Below are 19,386 nucleotides of genomic sequence, written 5' to 3' on the forward strand. Positions count from 1 at the left end.
GTCATAACAATTTGTGATGCGTTGCATCATGACAATATATTTATCCTTATCAATGTCAGGCCCTAGCATCTGTCGTCCGCCATCACCCATCCTCATGAGGTCTTGATGAACAGTCCGCTCTTCGTACACCAACGTACCGCAGCCTTGCTTCTGCAGCACTGGCACAGCGGTGACCTGCTGACGGAACTGCCCGCCAGCCTCAAGCCCGAGACGCTGACGCAAGGCTACGACAGCCAGGACCAGTTTTTTGCTGCCGCCGGTGGCCCGCGCGCTGGGTGGAAGCTGGGTGTCGGCAGCCCCGCAGGCATGCGTGCAGCCAATTTGACCCGGCCCCTGATTGGCCAGCTGGAAGCCAAGCGCTGCCATGCTGACGGTGTGCACATCGAACTGCCTGCCATAACGCCCGTCACCATCGAATGCGAGATCGCCTTCGTGCTTGACCGCGATATCCCCCCGCAAGCCGGGCGAGTGCCGGCCAGCGAAGATATCCGCGCCACCTGCGTCACCTTCGAAGTGGTGCGCTCACGCTTTGTCGACCGCAAGAGCGTCGGCTGGCCAAGCTTCGTGGCGGACAACGTGGGGTTTGAAGCCCTGGTCGTGGGCAGCAGCCTCGGCGCAGGCATCGACGTGCCTTTGCTGGCCGACCTGGCCGAGACCACCGAGGTGCATGTTGATGGCGAACTACGCGTGCGGGGCTTGACGGGCGATGCCGCAACCGACCCGTTGGTGTCGCTGGCCCACCTGTATGCCCATGCTGCCGAACGTGGCTTTACCCTGAATGCCGGGGATGTGGTAACCACGGGGGCCATGTGCCAGCCCTTCGACCTGAAGGCAGCAGGGCATCAGGTCAGTGCCAGGTTCCTTGGACAGACGTTGTCGTTCAGCCTGTAACCGCCGACCACTGTTCGAATGCCGCCTGCATCCGCTGCCGGGTCTGTGGGTCGGCAGGGATCAGGTGCTCGATGCGCAGCGATTGCACGGTAATGTCCTGCGGCATGCCGAACGTGGTGAAGGTGGACAGAAACCTCAGCACACCGTAGGGCGTGCATACACGCGTGAGCAACACGGGTGCAACCGCCGCCGTTTCAAGCGGGCTGACCGGGGCCGACAGGCCGCGCAAGCGCTCGGCCAGTGCCGGGTTGCCGGCGGCCTCCCTGGACGCGCGCTGCCAGGGAGCGGCGCGGATTTCCTGCGCATTGGCCAAGTGATCGCCCAGGCCACCCGGGCAGAGCAGTGTGTGCAGCAGGTTGAATCCTGTCACCGGCTGTGCCGTTACCCCCGCCATCGCCAACAGCAGGCCGGTACTGGTATTGGCGGCGATGACGTCCCAGTTGCTGTCGATGACGATCGCCGGCGCGGGGTTGTTCACCTGCAGGATATGGTCGATAGCGGTGTGTACCAATGCCAGTTCAGGCGCATCGAGTGGCGAGGCCGCGTAGCGGGGCGCGTAGCCGGCGGCGACGAACACTTCATTGCACAACGCCAGCGGCGCGCCGAGGGCCGAAAGCAGGGCATGCAAGGTGCTCGGGCTGGCCTTGGCGAACACTCTTCTATGGCATCGGCGTGCTCTGCCTGCTGGGCTTTTGCGTGCTCATCCTGATGAGGGTATTCAGCCTTTACCAGGCCTGATGAGCGCCCACGCCATTTTGCATGAGTCAGCTTGATGCTTTCCCTTAGCAGTACTAATACTAAAGAACTGCCGAAGAGGGATGATCATGCAGACGCGCTTCGTTGTGGTTCCTGCGGTGCCGCTCCAGAAAGAAATCTACCCACGCCGCCTCGGCTTTCCTGCCGTGTTGGGAGAGGGCTACGACCTTTATGACACGCAAGACAAGATGCGCCTGAGCCTCAACTTCCCGACCCGGGCTGCTGCGGAGTTCGAGTGCCTATGCCGTAACCGCTGCCTTGATACAGATGAGGGGGGTATTGCCGGCCTTGGTTGATGCCGGTGAGCCGCGCATGGCATCAATCTGCCGTGATGGCGCAACCAGAAAGCTCTACCGTGCGGCCTGCCACTCAATAGTCACAAAGCTGTAACACAGCTGATGCAAAGTGTGCCGGCCATCACACGGAGCACATTTTGATGAAACGCCTGATGAAGTCTGCTGCACTCGCCGTTGCCGTATCTCTCTGCGCCACTTCGGCAGCCTTTGCTTCCGAAAACGTTCGCCTGACCGGTTCCGGCGCCAGCTTCCCTGCACCGATCTACCTGACCTGGTTCAAAGACTTCAGCAAGAACACCGCTGGTGTTACGGTTGACTACCAGTCCAAGGGGAGCGGGGCGGGTGTCCAGGACTTCCTGAACAAGACCGTCGACTTCGCCGCCAGCGACTCGGCCATGAGCGAAGCAGACATTGCCAAGGTTGGCGAAGGCGTGCAGTTGCTGCCGATGACCGCCGGTGAAATCGTGCTGGCCTACAACCTGCCGGGCAACCCTAAAGGCCTGAAGCTGCCGCGCGACGTGTACTCCAACATCTTCCTCGGCAAGATCACCCAGTGGAACGACCCGCAAATCGCCGCGGCCAACCCTGAGCTGAAACTGCCTGCTACCCCGATCACCGTGGTCGTGCGTGCCGACTCCAGCGGTACCACTGCGGTCTTCACCAAGCACCTGTCGGCCATCAACGCCGACTTCAAGCAAGGGCTGGGTGAAGGCAACACCGTCAACTGGCCGGCCACTGACAAGTTCATCAAGTCGCCGAAGAACGATGGCGTGACCGCCACCGTGCGCCAGACCCCAGGCGCCATCGGTTACATCGAATACGGCTTCGCCAAGCTGGCCAAGGTCGACTTCGCCGTGCTGCAGAACAAAGCTGGCCAATACGTTGTGCCAAACGCCGAGAGCGGTGCCGAAGCACTGGCTGCGGTGAACATGCCGGAAAACCTGGTGGCTTGGCTGCCGGACCCGGACGGTGCCAAGTCCTACCCGATCACCTCCTACACCTGGATGATCTTCCGCAAGGACAACGGCAACCCGGCCAAGGCCAAGGCCATGCGTGAAATGGTCGAGTACAGCCTGACCAAAGGCCAGACCATCGCCGACTCGATGGGCTACATCCCGCTGCCTGCGTCGGTTGTCGACCAGGTGCGTAAAGCGTCGGCCAACATCCAGTAATACCCAGGCGCCCCCGGCATCGGCATGAAGCCATGCCGGGAGTGTTTGTCCCTTGTCCCGGAATTTGCCCATGAACACACCCTTTGCCATACCGGATAATCCCGACTCCGCGTGCCAGCCACCGTCTACGAAAGACTTCCTGGTCGATCGCACCTTCCGTGCGTTTGCACGTATCGGTGTGGTACTGGTACTGGCGCTGGTCGTCGCGCTGGTCTACGAAGTGGGCCGCAAGGCACTGCCAGGCATCGAAAAACACGGTTTTGACGTGCTGTTCGGCAGCGTCTGGGATGTTAACCAAGGCAAGTACGGTATTTTGCCAGCGATCTGGGGCACGCTTTACAGCGCCTTGATTGCCCTGTTGATTGCCGGTTTCTTCGGCGTCAGCATGGCCATTTTCCTGACCCAGGATTTCCTTCCGGCCAAGCTCGCCGCTGTTTTTCGTACCATTGTCGAGCTGCTCGCCGCCATCCCCAGTGTGGTTTATGGCCTGTGGGGCATCTATGTGGTCATCCCGGCCATTCGCCCACTGACGACCTGGTTGAACAGCGAGCTGGGCTGGATCCCGTTTTTCGGCACTTCCTTGAGCGGACCAGGCCTGCTGCCTGCGGCGCTGGTACTGGCAATCATGATCCTGCCGACCATTGCCGCCGTTTCCCAGGATGCGCTGACCAGCGTGCCGATGAAAACCAAGCAGGCTGCCTATGGCATGGGCACTACCCACTGGGAAGCCATCCTCAAGGTAATGGTGCCATCCGCGGCCACCGGCATCTTCGGTTCGCTGGTGTTGGGCCTTGGCCGCGCACTGGGTGAAACCATGGCACTGGCCATGCTGGTCGGTAACGCCAACACCATTTCCGTGTCCCTGTTCGCCCCGGCCAACACCCTGGCGGCGCTGCTGGCGCTGAACTTCCCGGAAGCCGGCCCGAACGAGGTCGAAGTGCTGATGTACGCGGCACTGGTGCTGATGTTCATCACCCTGCTGGTGAACGTGCTCGGCTCGATGATCATGCTCTATGCCCAGCGGGGTAACAAACAATGACAGACCTCAGCACCCCAACAACGGCTTTGCCCAGCCTGCAGCGCAAGCTGGAAGGCCGTGCCCTGCGTAGCCTGATACTGACCACGCTGGCCTGGTTCGCGGCACTGGTGGCCAGCGTGCCGCTGATCTCCGTGCTGTACATGCTGGTCACACGAGGCGGTGCACGTCTTAGCCTGGAAGTGTTCACCGAGCTGCCGCCGACCGGTTTCGAGATGGGCGGGGGCTTTGGTAACGCCATGGCCGGTACCTTCGTCATGGTCGGTATCGCCGCAGCCATCGCGGTGCCAGTCGGTATCATGGCGGCGGTGTTCCTGGCCGAACTTGGGCCGGACAGCAAGCTGGCCAACGCTGCGCGCTTTGCCGCCAAGATGCTCACCGGCCTGCCGTCGATCCTGGCTGGCGTATTTGCCTACGCCTTGGTGGTGATGACCACTGGTACCTATTCGGCGCCAGCAGGTGGCGTGGCCCTGGCGGTACTGATGCTGCCAATCGTGGTGCTGACCGCCGAAGAGTCGATGAAGATGGTGCCCAAGATCATGAAGGATGCCGCCTATGGCATGGGTTGCACCCGTGCGCAGGTGATCTGGAAGATCGTATTGCCCACCGGCCTGCCCGCCATCCTGACCGGCGTCATGCTGGCCGTGGCCCGCGCTGCTGGCGAAACCGCACCGCTGCTGTTCACCGCGTTGTTCAGCAACTACTGGATCTATCACGACGGCAGCCTGGCCGTCATGAACCCCACGGCCTCGCTGGCCGTACTGATTTACAACTTCTCCGGCATGCCGTTCGACAATCAGCTGGAGCTCGCCTGGGCGGCCTCGCTGGTACTGGTGATGATCGTGCTGGTAATCAACATTCTTAGCCGTGTATTCGGCAAGCCCAAGTATTGAGAAAGGGAGCATCCAAACTTGAACGTATCCACTGCGCAAAAGGTCGCTCCCGTGGTCAACGAAACCCCCATCGTCATGGACTGCAAGCTGGACAAGATCTTCTACGGCAACTTCATGGCCGTACGCGACAGCCATGTGCCGATCCGCAAGAACGAGATCACCGGCTTCATCGGGCCGTCCGGCTGCGGCAAGAGTACCGTGCTGCGTAGCCTCAACCGCATGAACGACCTGGTGAAGGGCTTCCGCTTCGAAGGCCATGTGCACTTCCTCGGCCAGGATGTCTACGGTAAGGGCGTTGACCCGGTAGTCGTGCGTCGCTATATCGGCATGGTGTTCCAGCAGCCCAACCCGTTCTCGATGAGCATCTTCGACAACGTCGCCTTCGGCCTGCGCCTGAACCGCTACAAGGGCGACCTGGGTGACCGCGTGAAGCACGCCTTGCAAGGCGCCGCGCTGTGGGACGAAGTGAAGGACAAGCTCAAGGTCAGCGGCCTGTCCCTGTCCGGCGGCCAGCAGCAGCGCCTGTGCATCGCGCGCGCCATTGCCACCGAGCCGGAGGTGCTGCTGCTGGACGAGCCGTGCTCGGCACTCGACCCGATTGCCACCCGCCGTGTGGAAGAACTGATGGTCGAGCTGAAAAAGGACTACACCATCGCCCTGGTGACCCACAACATGCAGCAGGCGATTCGTGTGGCCGACACCACGGCGTTCTTCTCGGTCGATATTTCCCAGGGCACTCGCACCGGTTACCTGGTCGAGATGGGCCCTACGGCGCAGATTTTCCAGAACCCGCGCGAACAACTGACCAGTGACTACATCAGCGGCAAATTCAGCTGAGTCAGGCATGCCCAAGGTGGCCGAGCGTTGCAGCCAGGGAGGCTGCAACGCTCGGCCGCGTTACCTTCCGTTAAAGTGTTACCCGGGATTTCCAATGCGAGCGATGCGTCGTCTTGATCTGTCAGCGGTAGAGCGCGCACTGCGCGAGGTGCAGGGCCGCTTTGCCGAACTCAGCCAGCACTTCACCGAACCGCGGGACCCGTTTACCGACGAGGTGCTGCTGAATGTGCTTGAAGGCTATGCCCTGATTGACGACTATGTCGCTCGCGGTATCGACCTGTTCGACCTGCAGCAGCTGAACCTGATGCTGGAAATCAATGCCACCGTGCTGTGCGGCAGCGACCCGGCTCGACGCCTGGAGTTCGCCCCGCACCTGGCAGCAACCGAGGCACACTTTTTCAACAACGTCGAAGGTGGCATCAAGGACCTGTACAACTGGTACTGCTCGTACCGCAGTGACTCCATCTGGAAGCGGGCAGCGGGTGTCTATGTCCGAATCCTCAGCAAGCCGCAGCTGTTCATCGAAGGCAACAACCGCACAGGTTCGCTCATCGTCAGCTACTTGCTGATGCGTGCAGGGCTGCCGCCATTCGTGCTGTCGCTGGACAACGCCGAGGGTTACTTCAACCCGTCTTCGGTCATACGCAACTCCGCTAAACACGGTGTCAAGGCATTGTACGAACTACCCAAGATCAAGAAAAAGTACGCCGCTTTCCTCGAAGCGAAGGCGCCTGAGCCTGGCAAGTTCTTCCTGAGCGGCACATCCGTGCCCGTCTGTGAGAGGAGCCGCTGATGCTGCGTTCATCCATGTTCCAGCGCGGGCGGCAAGCCATCGAACGCAAGCTCAAGCGTGGCCAGGTACGCATTTCGTTCGATATCGACGACACGCTTGCCTGCCTGCCCGAGCACGCCGACGCCGAGGCCAGCAAGTTGCCGAACTTCGTTCATCGCTGGTTGGGCGAGCCTTTGCGCAGCGGCACCCGCTCGCTGATCCGCGACCTGCGCCGCCAGGGTTGCAGCATCTGGATCTATACCTCTTCGGGGCGCACACCGGCCTACATTCGCCGCTGGCTGATGCTGTATGGCATCCATGTCGATGGCGTGGTCAACAGCGACCGGCACCAACACATCCTGGCCCAGAAGGGCCTGGAGAATTCCCCCTCGAAGTTGCCCTCGGCGTTCGATATCGACCTGCATGTCGATGATTCCGAAGGCGTCCGGCTGGAAGGTGTCGACCATGGTTTTCGCGTGGTGGTGGTATGCCCGAAGGATGAAAGCTGGGCGCAGAAGGTGATGGACGCGGCGGTCGATGTACAGGCACGACTGGCCTGGCAGCAACCGCACCGCTACCAAATGCCAGTGCGCCAGCGTTCGCAGGCGCTTGCGTCCTGACGCTAAGCGATTGCTCTCAGATAGTGTAATTGGGGCTGCTTTGCAGCCCTTCGCGGGCAAGCCCGCTCCCACAGGTAATGCACAGCCCTTGGCACGGTGCGGTCCCTGTGGGAGCGGGCTTGCCCGCGAAGGGCCGCAAGGCGGCCCCGGTTCGTTCGGGTGTATCAATACCCGCCAACCATTCATATGTACACCCTAAGTCTTGCATCCCGACCCAAGCAGGTACCAGCACCAAATCACCGCGCCACACCCGCCACCCCAAAGCACCCGCCACCCCGCCCCAAAGCAGCATATCTGGCACTTTGCCGCCTTCTGATAATCGCCTCCGACATCCAGTCCCACGTTTGGAGCGCGCCATGCACAACAACAATAAGCACCTGCCGCCTCGTTTTCTCGCAGCTGCCATCGCCAGCTTTTCTGCCCTTGGCCTGAGCGGCGTTGCCGAGGCCGAGATCATGCTGTACGACAAGGACCAGACAACGTTTTCCACTGACGGCTACATCAATGCCTTCTACGTCAACAGCAAGGTTGACCGCGAAGGCGAACAGTTCGATCGCCGCCAGTCGCGGGTGAAAATGGGCTTCTTGCCCAACTACCTGGGCTTCAATATGGGCAAGCAGGTAGATGACCTGAAACTCGGCGCACGTGCCTCGTTCTGGGTCACCATCAACGACAGTGAAACCAACGGCACCGACACTGCCATCGACGTGCGCCAGTTCTATGGCACGGTGGCCAATCCCGAGTGGGGCGAGGTGCTGATCGGCAAGGACTTCGGGCTGTTCGCCCGCTCCAACATCCTGCTCGACGAGCTGCTGGCCGGCTACGGCCAAGTCAGTGACACCCTTGGGCTGGTGGACGGCGGCGGGGTGTCGTTCGGCAACATCGGCAGTGGCTACCCGTACCCGTTCCCCACCTCGCAGATCACCTATCGCACGCCGGTAATGGACGGCCTGCGCGTGGCGGTGGGCATCATGGACCCGGTGGACACCAACGACAGCAGCCCGACCGGCAAGGCCTACCAGGAAAACCCGCGCACCGAGAGTGAGATTACCTACCAGTTCGACCTGGGCGGGGCGCAGATCTACAGCTGGGTCAACGGCAGTTACCAGACCTCTGACAACACCGACTCGACGGTGGAGACGATCACGTCCAAAGGCGTTGGCTATGGCGTGCAGGCGAAGATGGGCGGGCTGTCGCTGACCGGCTCGGGGTTCCAGGCCAAGGGTATCAACCCGTTTTTCACCAACAATGCCGGCGAACCGGTCTTGCGTAACGTCGACAGTGACGGCTATCTGTTGCAGGGTTCGTACAAGGTCGGCAAGAACCGCATTGCACTGTCGTATGGCAAGACCAAGGACGATGGCAACGGCGCGGTGGGAAGCGGCGCGGACTACGAGACCCGCGGCGTGGCGCTGTTCCATGATGTGAATGACAACCTCAAGCTGGTGGCCGAGTACAACCAGTTTTCCATCGATGGGCATGACACCAGCGCTCAAAACGAAGACACCGATACCTTTGCAGTGGGTGCTGTGCTGACCTGGTAGGCCATTGGGGCCGCAAAGCGGCCCCAAATGAAATGGCCATTTACGCCCATGGAACCGCCCACCCGCTACCCAAGTAGCATTCGTCCCCCGCAACCACCTTCGTAAACTGACCCCTCAGCCACCCCCGCGCCGGAGACCACGATGCAGCAGGCTCAAAACGACGGTGTGGTCAGCGCCATGTCCCAAGCCACCGACGCCCGGCTGGCCGCCCAGGACCTGGCGCGGCAGTTGCTGCACCCGCACCTGGGTTTCGTGCTGTTCTTCTGTTCCGCCGAATACGACTTGCAGGCCCTGGGCGAAGCCTTGGAGCAAGGGTTCGGCGGCATCCGCCTGGTGGGTTGCACCAGCGCCGGCGAAATCACGCCGCTGGGCTACGGCCGCAACTGCGTCACGGCGGTGGGCTTCGATCACCGGCATTTTTCCATCGCCACGGAACTGATCGATGAGATGGAGCGCTTCAGCCTGATCGATGCGCAGCAGATGGTCGAGCGCCTGGTCGGCACCTGCCGCAGCAATACCCTGGCACCGATCAAGGGCCACAGCTTTGCCCTGACCCTGCTCGACGGCCTGTCCAGCCGCGAGGAGATGGTGCTTGCCGCCCTCAGCGCGGCATTGGGGGATATCCCGCATTTCGGCGGTTCAGCCGGCGACGACAACTACCTGAACCGCACGCATGTGTACTTCGGTGGTGCGTTTCACAACGGTGCGGCAGTGGTGGTACTGGTCAATACCTGGCTCGATTTCGAAGTATTCACCACGCACCACATCCTGCCACGTCAGGAAAAGTTGGTGGTAACCGCTGCCGACAGCGCCCAGCGCCGGGTTTTCGAACTGAATGCCGAACCCGCCGCCGAGGAGTACGCCCGCCACATCGGCGTGCCGGTGGCTGCACTCGACTACCGGGTATTCGCCGCCCACCCGCTGGCCGTGCGCATTCACGACCAGTACTACGTGCGGGCGATCCAGCAAGTGCATGCGGACCTGAGCCTGAGTTTCTACTGTGCAGTGGAAAACGGCATCGTCCTCACGGCCATGACCCCAGGCCCGCTATTGCCGAACCTTCATCAACTGTTCGACGGCTTGCACCAACGCCTCGGCGCACCACTGCTGACCATCGGTTGCGATTGCTTTCTGCGGCGCCTGGAACTGGAAGACCAGCATGGCCTGGAGCCGGTCGGTGCGTTCTTGCGCGAGCAGCGGGTGATCGGCTTCAACACCTACGGAGAACAGTTCAATGGCATGCACATCAACCAGACCTTCACCGGGGTCGCCATTGCCCGCAACCGGCCTCCTGTCGGTCGCTGAACTGCAGGCCGAGTTCACCCGGCTACAGCACGAGAACCACAAGCTGCAGCGAATCAACGGCGCGTTGATCGAACGCATCGAGTCTGGGGTAACGCGGGGCAACGACCCCTATGCGGCGTTCCAGCATTCGGTGGTGCTGGCCGAGCAGGTGCGAGAGCGCACCGATGCCCTGAACCAGGCCATGGCCGAACTCAAGGCCGTCAACCGCCTGCTCAGCGAGGCCCGGCAGCGGGCCGAGACCGCCCACCAGCACCAGATTCGCCTGATTACCGATAATGTTCCGGCGCTGATCGCTTACCTGAACGCCGATCTGGTCTACGAGTTCACCAACAAAGTCTACGAGGAATGGTACTGCTGGCCGCACGGTGTGATGCTCGGCCAAAGCCTGCGCGAGGCCCACAGCGAGCAGCACTATCAGCGCCTGGAAGCCTATGTGGCACGCGCGCTGGCGGGGGAGAGCGTCACCTTCGAATTCGCCGAAACCAATATCAACGGCCTGGAGCGCTACATGCTGCGCTCCTATGTGCCGAACCGCTTGGCCAATGGCGAAGTGGTGGGCATCTTCGTGCTGATCCGCGATATCACCGAGCGCCGTAACACCGCACAGGCCCTGCACCAGGCCTATCAGCACCTGGAACAGCGGGTGCGCGAACGCACTGCCGAGCTGACCAGCCTCAACGACCAGTTGCTGCGCGAAATCGAGGAGCGCAGCCGGGCCGAGGCGCGCCTGCGTGAGGCCAAGCGTGAGGCCGAACAGGCTAACTTGTCGAAAACCAAGTTCCTCGCTGCAGTCAGCCACGACCTGCTGCAACCGCTGAACGCAGCCCGGTTGTTCACCAGTGCATTGCTCGAACGTCGCGAGCCGCAAGAGAGTGCCCACCTGGTGCGTAATGTCAGCAACTCGCTGGAGGATGTGGAGAGCCTGCTCGGCACCCTGGTGGACATTTCCAAGCTCGATGCCGGGGTGATCAAGGCCGATGTTGCCCCGTTCGCCCTACGCGAGCTGATGGACAACCTTGCTGCCGAATACGCCCAGGTGGCGCGCAGCGAAGGCCTTGAGCTGCACTTCGTGGGCTGCTCTGCGGTGGTGCGCAGCGATATTCAGCTGCTGGCGCGGATCCTGCGCAACTTGCTCAGCAATGCGATCCGCTACACCCCCAGCGGGCGCGTGGTGCTGGGCTGTCGTCGCCAGCGTGGCGGCCTGCGGATCGAAGTGTGGGACAGCGGCATCGGCATCGCCGAAGAGCACCTGGAAGAAATGTTCCAGGAGTTCAAGCGTGGTGATGTCCAGCGCCCGGACCAGGACCGCGGGCTGGGCCTGGGCCTGGCGATCGTGGAAAAGATCGCCGGCATCCTTGGGCATCGCATACGCGTGCGTTCATGGCTCGGCAAAGGCTCGGTATTCGCCGTCGAAGTGCCGCTGAGCACCCTTGCGCCCAAAGCCCAGCCGAGCCAGGTGGTCAGCGAGCCGATGCTCGAACGCCTGCGCGGGGCGCGGGTGTGGGTGCTGGATAACGATGCGGCGATTTGCGCCGGCATGCGCACCTTGCTGGAGGGCTGGGGCTGCCGGGTGGTCACGGCGCTGTCGGAGGAAGACCTGGCGCGGCAGGTGGACAACTACCACGCCGAAGCCGACCTGCTGATAGCAGACTACCACCTGGACAACGACTGCAATGGCGTCGACGCCGTGGCGCGGATCAATGCCCGGCGCACCCAGCCATTACCGGCGCTGATGATTACCGCGAACTACAGCAACGACCTCAAGCAGCAGATTCGCGAGCTGGGCCACACCCTGATGCACAAACCGGTGCGGCCGATGAAGCTCAAGACGGCGATGAGTCATCTGCTGGCAAACAGTGCGTTATAGCTGCCGGCCTCTTCGCGGGTAAACCCGCTCCCACAGGATTTTCACGCGCTTCAGGATTTACACAGACCTGTGGGAGCGGGTTCACCCGCGAAGAGGCCAGCACAGGCTAACGCCGCAGGTAATCGGCAAAATCGATATCCCCGGCACTGAGAATGGCTTGCACCCGATTATGCACATTGAGCTTGCGCAAGATCGCCGAAACGTGGGCCTTGACCGTGGTCTCGGCGATATCCAGCGTATAGGCAATCTGTTTGTTCGATTCGCCCTTGGTCATGCGCTCAAGCACCAGCAGTTGCTTGCGGGTCAGGGCCTGGAGCATTTCCGGTGGGAAGCTCGGGGCCTCGTTATGGCGCCGGCTGGTGCTGCTTTTCTGGGCGCGGATGATGTCGGGCGGCAGGTACACGTTGCCGTTGAGGATCTGCTCGATCGCTTCGATCATCTGCGAACGTGGCGAGGACTTGGTGATGAAACCCACGGCACCGTAGGTGATGGCCTGCAGCACGATCTGCTTTTCCTGCTCGGCCGACACGATCACCACCGGCGTGGTCGGGGCCTCGTTGCGCAGGGTGATCAGGCCATTCAGGCCGTGCATGCCAGGCATGTTCAGGTCGAGCAGGATCAGGTCGAGGTCATCGTGCGCCTGGGTCAGGGCCAGGGCGCTGTCCAGGTCGGCGGTTTCCATGACCTCGCTGCCCTGGAAGCCATCGCTGATGACGTTGTGAATGGCTTCGCGAAACAGCGGGTGATCGTCGGCAATCAGAATTTTGTACATGGCCTTTTCACCTTGTTTTTATTGGAGGAGCGGGGCACGCATTTGCAGGCAGTTCAGGGAAAGGGCACAGGTTGCGCTGGCTGCAGCGGCAGGTTGGCCTGCTGCCAGGCGTCCAGGCCGTCGCGGTACCAATACAGGTTGTCATAGCCCAGGGCTTTAGCGCGTTTTACCGCGTTCCAGCTTAACCAGCAATCGGAGCGGCAGTAAAAAACCATGGGTTGCTCTGGGTGCCCGGCAGTGGCTTGTTGCAGGTTGCGCACGAAGTAATCCTGCCAGGCCGGGCTCAGCTCGCCGTCGCCGGTGTTGGCCAGCCACAGGCTGCCGGGAAGGTTGGCGTGCGGTTCGTCCTCGATGAAACGGCCTTGCAGCCATTGACGACGATAGACGTCGACCAGTACCGGCCTGGGGCTTTGTGCCAGCAGGCGTTGCAGCGCGGCAGTGTCGACGACCGTGCCACCTTCGACCTGTTGCGGAGTCGGGCTGCGGTAGAGGGTGGCGCGATAGCCTTCGGCGGTAAACAGCGGCGCGGTGTCGGCGTGGGCGATACCCAGCGACAGCGTCAGCGAAAGGGCAGCCAGCAAGGGGCGCAGGGCACATGGCATGGTTTTATCCTTTTTGTTATAGGTCCATTACATGCCAGTGGTGGTGCGTTGTGAATGCGACGATCAGACAGCAAAGGCAGTACTAAAGTAGTAGACGCTGTTCAGCGCGGCTTGCGCAGTGCCGCATGCTGGGGGTTGAAGGTGAGGATCGCCAGCAGCGTGAACAGCGCCGTCAACCCTAGACACACCGACAGCGCTAGCAGGTTCAGCCGTTCGTACAAGGCGAACCGCACCAGCTCCACCGCATGCGTAAACGGGTTCACCGCACACAGCCAGTACAGCCACTGGCTGGCCTCGCGCATCTTCCACAGCGGGTACAACGCCGAAGACAGGAAAAACAGCGGGAAGATCACGAAGTTCATCACCCCGGCAAAGTTCTCCAGCTGGCGGATCGCGTTCGACAGCAGCAGCCCCAGGGCACTGAGCATCAGTGCTACCAGCAGCATTGCCGGCAGCGCCAGCAGCAGGCCCGCAGCTGGCGGCTGTACGCCGTACAGCCAGGCGATGGCGAGGAAAGCATACACCTGCAACAGGGAAATCAACGCGGTCGCCAACAGCTTGCTGCCCAGCAGAAACGGACGCGGCAACGGGCTGGTCAGCAGCACGCGCATGCTGCCCATCTCCCGGTCATACACCATCGACAACGAGCCCTGCATGCCGTTGAAGAGCAAGATCATGCAGGCCAGGCCCGGGATGATGTACACCTCGTAGGGAATGTAGGTGTCGTAGGGCTCGATGATGGCAATGCCCAGGGCCGCACGAAACCCGGCGGCGAACACCAGCAACCACAGCAGCGGTCGCACCAGGGCACTGAGCAGGCGCGTGCGCTGCATCACGAAGCGCAACCATTCGCGGAGCATGATGCCGTTGAAACATTGCCAGTAAGCGTTCATGGGGCGTTGGCTCCTGAGGGCGCGCTGGTCAGGCGGGCAAAGGCATTGTCGAGGTCGCCACCGTGCTCCAGGCTCAGGGCGTCGGCGGTGCCGCTGGCCACCAGGCGGCCTTGATGCAGAATCAGCAGGTCATCGCTGGGCTGTACTTCGTCCAGCAGGTGGGTGGTCCACAGCACACTGAGCTGCTGCTCGCGGCACAGCAGCCGCACATGCTGGTTGAGCGCCAGGCGGCTGGCCGGATCGAGGCCCACGCTGGCTTCGTCAAGCAGCAGCAGGCGTGGTTCGTGCAACAGCGCGCGGGCAATTTCCACTCGGCGCCGATGGCCGATATTCAGTGCACGAACACGCTCATGCCGACGTTCTCTCAGGCCTTGACGTGCCAGTTCGGCTTCGACCCGTTGGCAGCTCTGGCGCCGCGACAGGCCATGCAGCGCCGCGTGGTAGCGCAGGTTCTGTTCAACGCTCAGGTCCAGGTCCAGGGTGCTTTGCTGAAACACCACGCCCAGCTGGCGCAAGGCCGGACGTGCGGCGCTGCGCAGCGAGCAGCCGCCTACCCGGATGTCGCCGTGCTGCAGGTCGTATAGGCGGGTAAGCAGGGCGATGAGCGTCGATTTGCCGGCACCATTGGGGCCCAGCAACGCGGCGAAGCGCCCGGGCGCCAGGCTGAACCCGACGTGTTTGAGTGCCTCGCGCTGGCCGTAGGCAAAGCTTACGTCACTGACGTCTAGCGCGTTCATGGTGTTACCACCACACCCCAGGGGTAGCGCCCGACCTTCACCGACTTGAGCACCTTGAGGTTTTTCGCATCGATGACCGAAACATCGCCGCTGACGCCATTAGTGGCCAGCAACTGGCTCTGGTCCGGGGTGAACGCCAGCTGCCACACCCGCCGCCCGACCAACAGGTAGTCGAGTACTTCGTAGGTGTTGGCATCGATCACCGCCACATGGTTGGCCGGGCCCAGGGCGACGAAGGCGTACTTGCCATCGGCGCTGAGCTTGATGCCCACCGGTTGCACCTTGTCCGGGTGCACGCCCTTGATCTGGAAGTTCAGGGTTTTGAGTACCTGGCGCGTCGCCACGTCAAGAATGGTCACTGTGCCGCCGATTTCCGCCGATGCCCACAGCCGCGAGCCGTCCTTGTTGAACTCGACGAAGCGTGGCCGCTGATCGACCAGGGTGCTGTCGGCCAGGGTCTGGGTGCTGGTGTCGATCCAGTGCAGCATGTTGGTGGTTTCGCTGGTGTTGACTGCCCACTTGCCGTCGGGGCTTACCGCCATGCCTTCGGGTTCGATGCCGACGTCGATCTGCCCCAGCACCTTGTCGGTGACAGTGTCGATCACGGTCACCAGCGCATCGTCCTCGTTGGACACATACAGCCAGCGGTCGTTAGGGTGCAGGGCGAACTGCTCGGGGTCCTTGCCGGAGGGCAGCTCTTTGATGATCTTGCGGGTGGCCACGTCCATCACCTGCACCCGGTCCGAATCGCTGGCGCAGATGTACAGCAGCGTGTTGTCGTGGGACAGCAGCAGGCCGCGCGGGCGCTGGCCCACCGGCAGGGTCTCGGTGACCTCCAGGGTTTGCATGTCGATCAGGCTGAGGCTGTTGTCTTTCTCGTTGGAGACCCAGGCGGTGGCGGCCATGGCGTGCCCGCAGGCCAGTGCCAGGGCGCCCGACAGCAGGCTGGGATAAAGCAGGGCCCGGTGAAAGTGAGGGCGGCGCATGGCGAATTCCTTATTGTTGTGGTTATCGGGTCAGGGGTAGCTGCAGGTCACTTCGGGCTTGTCGTAGCCCAGGCTGTCCATTTCGTTGAAGGGGTGCAGGAAACCCTCCTGCGGCGAGGTGCTGACCAGGGCGCGTGGCTGCACCAGCGGGATCGGCTGGCGCAGTTCGCCGTTCCACGGGCGGTAGCTGAGCTTGCGCCCCTTGAAACCGTCCAGCGGCAACTGATCGCTCAGCAGCAGTTGCTGCAGCGCCCGTGGCTCGGCCTGGTGCAGTTTGCTGACCGCGCTGGCGACGCTGCGCACCGCCATCCAGGCGGCAAAGTCGCGGTCGTTCATCCAGCGCCCGGCCTGGGTTTCGAAGCGTTTCTGCAGCTGCGCGGCGCCGAAAGTTTCCACGGTCTTGTGCCAGCCAGTAGGAGTCAGGCCCTGGGTGCCGGCCACGGGGCGCGGGTACCAGGTCTGGTAGGGCAGGTACTCGCCAAAGTCGCCGCGTTCGTCCGCCACAAGCACCACGTCGTATTCGGCGGTTTGCGTGAACAGCGGCATGTCGGCCTGGGCGCTGCGGCGCTGGTCGTTGTCGAAGGTCCAGGCTTTTTCCGCAACCAACTGCACACCAAAGCGCTTTAGCGAGCGGCGCAGGGCGGCGGCGTAGGCCTGGTCGTCTGCGGTCTGGCCGACCACCAGCAGCGCCCGCTGCCATTTGCGCAGCACCAGGAACTGCACCAGCGCATCGGCCAGCATGGCCCGGCCCGGCAGGCTGTGCAGCACATTGCCCAGGCATTGGGTGCTGCGCAGGCTATCGTCGGGGCTACCCGCATTGAACAGCAGGCTGTCGGGCAGGGCGGCCGACAACGCACGCAGGCTGGTGGCGGGGGCATTCACCACGAACAGGCGCAAGCCTTGGTCATGCTGAGCCTTGGCGGCCTGCAGCAGGGCCTCGGGGCTGTCGACAGTGGCGCTGGTCAGCTGGAATTGCTGCTTAAGGAAGCGCCCGGTGCTGTTGCTGTCGACAATCGCCAGTTCCGCCCCCTGCCGCCCGGCGTCGGCAGGCTCGGGGATGATGTTGGATAGCAACGGACCGGGGTCGGGGCGATAGCCCAGGTAGCCGATGCCTACCTGCAACGGTTCTGCGGCGGGCGCCAGGGGCGCGCACAACGTGGTGGCCAAGGCCAGCAGGCAGGTCAGGGCAAGGTGGGCAGGCTGGCGCATAACACACTCCACGGCAGATGGCGCCAGCATAGGAAGCCCGCAGGAAGGGGGAAATATGCAGAAAGTAGCGCCCGGGCGGTACCAAGGTAGTAATTCGGCGTAGGTGCTGCGGCTTTACGATGGAAAGCACGATGGGCCACAACGCCCAAGGAGAATCACCTGTGCGCCTTGTCAACCTGTCGGCCCTGTGGCGGGTCAACCTTTGGGTCACATGCTGTTTCGCCTTGGTGACGCTGGCCTGTGCCGGGGTGCTGTTGCACCAGGCGGTGGCTGATGTCGAGCGAGAGTTGCAGTCTGCCGAAGCCGTGGTGGCTTACCTGGGCGACACCGCCGAACGTGACCCGGCAAGCCTGCAACCACGGCTGACCCAGAGCCTGCGCCATGTGCGGGTACACTGGCTGGCGGCGGGAGAAGCACCGCAGTTACCGCTGGAGAGCGGCCTGGATGCCTGGCTGGGCCGCCAGCTATTGGGTGAGCGGCACAGTAGCAGCCGGCTGCTGGACCTCAATGACGGGGCTCGGGTGCTGATCGCTGTAGATGCGCGGGACGAGATCGATGAAGTCTGGGATGCTTTGCAGCAACTGCTTAGCCTGTTTGGCCTGGCGTTGTTACTGAGCCTGTTGACCATCCGCTGGGCGGTGCGGCGTGGCATGGGTTTGCTGGATGAGCTGCTGCAGGCTTTGCGTCAGGTCTCGGGCGGGCAGTTGACAGCCCGCCTGCGCGAGGCCGGCCTGCCGGAGGCGCGTCAGCTGGCGGAGCACTTCAACCGCATGGCCGCCACCCTTGAGCAGACCCAGGCCGACAATACCCAACTGACTCAGGCCCTGCTGGCGGTGCAGGAGCAGGAACGTACTCACCTGGCGCAGACCCTGCACGACGACCTCGGGCAATACCTGGCAGGGATTCGTGCGCAGGTCTGCCTGCTGCGCATGGTGGCCGACCAGCCGACCGTGGTGGAACAGACGGCGCAAGCCCTGGCACTCAACTGCGAACGCCTGCAACAGGGTTTTCGTGCCCTGGTGCGCGACCTGTATCCGGTGGCGTTGCAACACATGCCGCTGGCCGAAGCCTTCGATCTGCTTGTCAACCAGTGGCAGGCCAGCCAGGGCATTGAATGCCGTTTGCGGGTTGGCGGGCACTTGCCAACGCTGCCCGGGGCGAGCCGTACTCACCTTTACCGGTTGTTGCAAGAGGCGTTGACCAACGTCGCCCGGCATGCCGGTGCCAGCCAGGTGCGGGTACGCCTGCAACGCAGTGCCAAGGGCCTGCGCCTGCTGATTCGCGACGACGGCTGCGGCGCCCGCCAGCCTCAACGGCCCGGCGTAGGCCTGCACTCGATGGCCGAGCGCGCCCGCAGTCTGGGGGGCGAGCTGCGCATTTTCAGCCGTCCCGGCGCTGGCTGGGCATTGGCCCTGAACATTCCTTTGGAGGTGAGATGAATATCGTACTGGTCGATGACCACGCCGTGGTTCGCCAGGGCTATGCCAGCCTGCTACGCGCGGTGTTGCCCGCGATGGAAGTGCGTGAGGCCGCCAGTGGCGAAGAGGCGTTGGCCCGGGTTCAGGAGCAAGTGCCGAACCTGGTGATCATGGATTTTGGCCTGCCTGGTATTAGCGGCCTTGAAACCACCCGCCGCCTGCGCCAGCGTCTGCCCCAGTTACGCGTGCTGTTTTTCAGCATGCATGATGAGCTACCGCTGGTGCGCCAGGCACTTGAAGCCGGGGCCTCGGGTTACCTGACCAAAAACTCGGCGCCCGAGGTGTTGATCGAAGCGGTGCAGCGGGTGTTGGCCGGGCATGCGTACATCGAACAGCCTTTGGCTACCCAATTGGCTTGCACTTCACAACAAAGCGCCAGCGACCCGCGTTTGCAGCGCATGACCCAGCGTGAGCTGGAGATTTTCACGATGTTGGCCAAAGGCACCCCGGCGCGGGTGATTGCCGAGCAGTTGTGTATCAGTGCCAAGACCGTGTCCAATCATTTGACCTTGCTCAAGAGCAAGTTGCAGGTCAGCTCGCATGCCGAGCTGGTGCATTTGGGGATTGATTTGGGGGTAGTAAGGGTGGCGGGGTGAGGTCCTTATCGAGTAAGCGCGGACCCTGTGGGAGCGGGTTCACCCGCGAACACCGGCATAGCCGGTGCCATACACCGTGTCGCATTCTTCGCGGGTGAACCCGCTCCCACAGGGTATTCGTGTG

General features: G+C 62.5%; 19 protein-coding genes and 1 pseudogene. 13 read left to right on the forward strand and 7 right to left on the reverse strand.

The window, feature by feature from the left end; genetic code table 11:
- Window positions 1-105 precede the first annotated feature (105 nt).
- On the forward strand, window positions 106-891 hold the full coding sequence (locus tag QQL85_RS17925; protein ID WP_284354549.1) for a 2-keto-4-pentenoate hydratase: 786 nt from the start codon (window positions 106-108) through the stop codon (window positions 889-891).
- On the opposite strand, the pseudogene QQL85_RS17930 reads toward QQL85_RS17925, so the two are convergent.
- Window positions 881-1,540, reverse strand: a pseudogene (locus tag QQL85_RS17930) (helix-turn-helix domain-containing protein); the annotation flags it as partial. The gene QQL85_RS17925 and the pseudogene QQL85_RS17930 overlap by 11 nt on opposite strands.
- Window positions 1,541-1,709: 169 nt before the next feature.
- Between QQL85_RS17930 and QQL85_RS17935 the strand changes: the two are divergent.
- From QQL85_RS17935 to QQL85_RS17980, 10 genes are all read left to right on the forward strand, one after another.
- Window positions 1,710-1,943, forward strand: coding sequence for a hypothetical protein (locus QQL85_RS17935; RefSeq protein ID WP_284354547.1), 234 nt, complete (start codon window positions 1,710-1,712; stop codon window positions 1,941-1,943).
- Between the two features lie 140 nt (window positions 1,944-2,083).
- Window positions 2,084-3,115, forward strand: a complete 1,032-nt coding sequence (pstS, locus tag QQL85_RS17940) for a phosphate ABC transporter substrate-binding protein PstS (protein WP_284354546.1) — start codon at window positions 2,084-2,086, stop codon at window positions 3,113-3,115.
- A 70-nt stretch (window positions 3,116-3,185) separates the two neighbouring features.
- Entirely contained in the window at window positions 3,186-4,154 is a 969-nt protein-coding gene (pstC, locus tag QQL85_RS17945; RefSeq protein WP_284354545.1) for a phosphate ABC transporter permease subunit PstC, read from the forward strand.
- Window positions 4,151-5,044: a phosphate ABC transporter permease PstA gene (gene pstA, locus QQL85_RS17950; protein WP_284354544.1), complete on the forward strand. Its 894-nt coding sequence runs from the start codon at window positions 4,151-4,153 to the stop codon at window positions 5,042-5,044. The genes pstC and pstA overlap by 4 nt, the downstream gene beginning before the upstream one ends.
- A 75-nt stretch (window positions 5,045-5,119) precedes the next feature.
- Window positions 5,120-5,881, forward strand: coding sequence for a phosphate ABC transporter ATP-binding protein PstB (gene pstB / locus QQL85_RS17955; protein WP_017148287.1), 762 nt, complete (start codon window positions 5,120-5,122; stop codon window positions 5,879-5,881).
- A 94-nt stretch (window positions 5,882-5,975) separates the two neighbouring features.
- Window positions 5,976-6,674, forward strand: a complete 699-nt coding sequence (locus tag QQL85_RS17960; RefSeq protein WP_284354543.1) for a hypothetical protein — start codon at window positions 5,976-5,978, stop codon at window positions 6,672-6,674.
- The gene (locus tag QQL85_RS17965) at window positions 6,674-7,273 is read left to right on the forward strand and encodes a hypothetical protein (RefSeq protein ID WP_284354542.1); all 600 of its coding nucleotides are present in this window, start codon (window positions 6,674-6,676) and stop codon (window positions 7,271-7,273) included. The genes QQL85_RS17960 and QQL85_RS17965 overlap by 1 nt, the downstream gene beginning before the upstream one ends.
- Before the next feature lie 356 nt (window positions 7,274-7,629).
- Window positions 7,630-8,817 (forward strand): porin, encoded by a 1,188-nt coding sequence (locus tag QQL85_RS17970; protein WP_284354541.1) that lies wholly within the window; start codon window positions 7,630-7,632, stop codon window positions 8,815-8,817.
- A gap of 141 nt (window positions 8,818-8,958) precedes the next feature.
- A complete protein-coding gene (gene nosP / locus QQL85_RS17975; RefSeq protein ID WP_284354540.1) occupies window positions 8,959-10,122 on the forward strand; it encodes a nitric oxide-sensing protein NosP in 1,164 nt (387 codons plus the stop codon).
- Window positions 10,091-11,989: a PAS domain-containing hybrid sensor histidine kinase/response regulator gene (locus tag QQL85_RS17980; protein ID WP_284354539.1), complete on the forward strand. Its 1,899-nt coding sequence runs from the start codon at window positions 10,091-10,093 to the stop codon at window positions 11,987-11,989. Before nosP ends, QQL85_RS17980 begins: the two co-directional genes overlap by 32 nt.
- A 106-nt stretch (window positions 11,990-12,095) precedes the next feature.
- Here the strand turns inward: QQL85_RS17980 and QQL85_RS17985 are convergent, their stop codons facing one another.
- The 6 genes from QQL85_RS17985 to QQL85_RS18010 form a co-directional block, all read right to left on the reverse strand.
- Window positions 12,096-12,761 carry a response regulator transcription factor gene (locus QQL85_RS17985; RefSeq protein ID WP_019096518.1) on the reverse strand — a complete coding sequence of 222 codons (666 nt, stop codon included), beginning with the start codon at window positions 12,759-12,761 and terminating at the stop codon, window positions 12,096-12,098.
- 53 nt (window positions 12,762-12,814) lie between these two features.
- On the reverse strand, window positions 12,815-13,363 hold the full coding sequence (locus QQL85_RS17990) for a PQQ-dependent catabolism-associated CXXCW motif protein (protein ID WP_284354538.1): 549 nt from the start codon (window positions 13,361-13,363) through the stop codon (window positions 12,815-12,817).
- 101 nt (window positions 13,364-13,464) lie between these two features.
- Window positions 13,465-14,256, reverse strand: coding sequence for an ABC transporter permease (locus QQL85_RS17995; protein ID WP_284354537.1), 792 nt, complete (start codon window positions 14,254-14,256; stop codon window positions 13,465-13,467).
- Window positions 14,253-14,993 carry an ABC transporter ATP-binding protein gene (locus QQL85_RS18000; protein WP_284354536.1) on the reverse strand — a complete coding sequence of 247 codons (741 nt, stop codon included), beginning with the start codon at window positions 14,991-14,993 and terminating at the stop codon, window positions 14,253-14,255. The genes QQL85_RS17995 and QQL85_RS18000 overlap by 4 nt, the downstream gene beginning before the upstream one ends.
- The gene (locus tag QQL85_RS18005; protein ID WP_284354535.1) at window positions 14,990-15,979 is read right to left on the reverse strand and encodes a YVTN family beta-propeller repeat protein; all 990 of its coding nucleotides are present in this window, start codon (window positions 15,977-15,979) and stop codon (window positions 14,990-14,992) included. The genes QQL85_RS18000 and QQL85_RS18005 overlap by 4 nt, the downstream gene beginning before the upstream one ends.
- Before the next feature lie 30 nt (window positions 15,980-16,009).
- Complete coding sequence (locus tag QQL85_RS18010; protein ID WP_284354534.1) at window positions 16,010-17,188, reverse strand: ABC transporter substrate-binding protein; 1,179 nt, start codon at window positions 17,186-17,188, stop codon at window positions 16,010-16,012.
- Between the two features lie 161 nt (window positions 17,189-17,349).
- Here QQL85_RS18010 and QQL85_RS18015 point away from each other — a divergent pair, with 161 nt between their 5' ends.
- Together QQL85_RS18015 and QQL85_RS18020 are read left to right on the forward strand one after the other, a co-directional pair.
- A complete protein-coding gene (locus QQL85_RS18015; RefSeq protein WP_284354533.1) occupies window positions 17,350-18,627 on the forward strand; it encodes a HAMP domain-containing sensor histidine kinase in 1,278 nt (425 codons plus the stop codon).
- Window positions 18,624-19,262 carry a response regulator gene (locus tag QQL85_RS18020; RefSeq protein ID WP_284354532.1) on the forward strand — a complete coding sequence of 213 codons (639 nt, stop codon included), beginning with the start codon at window positions 18,624-18,626 and terminating at the stop codon, window positions 19,260-19,262. The genes QQL85_RS18015 and QQL85_RS18020 overlap by 4 nt, the downstream gene beginning before the upstream one ends.
- The last annotated feature ends 124 nt before the right edge of the window (window positions 19,263-19,386 follow it).

It is taken from the genome of Pseudomonas putida, from assembly GCF_030159595.1.
GTDB lineage: Bacteria > Pseudomonadota > Gammaproteobacteria > Pseudomonadales > Pseudomonadaceae > Aquipseudomonas > Aquipseudomonas putida_AC.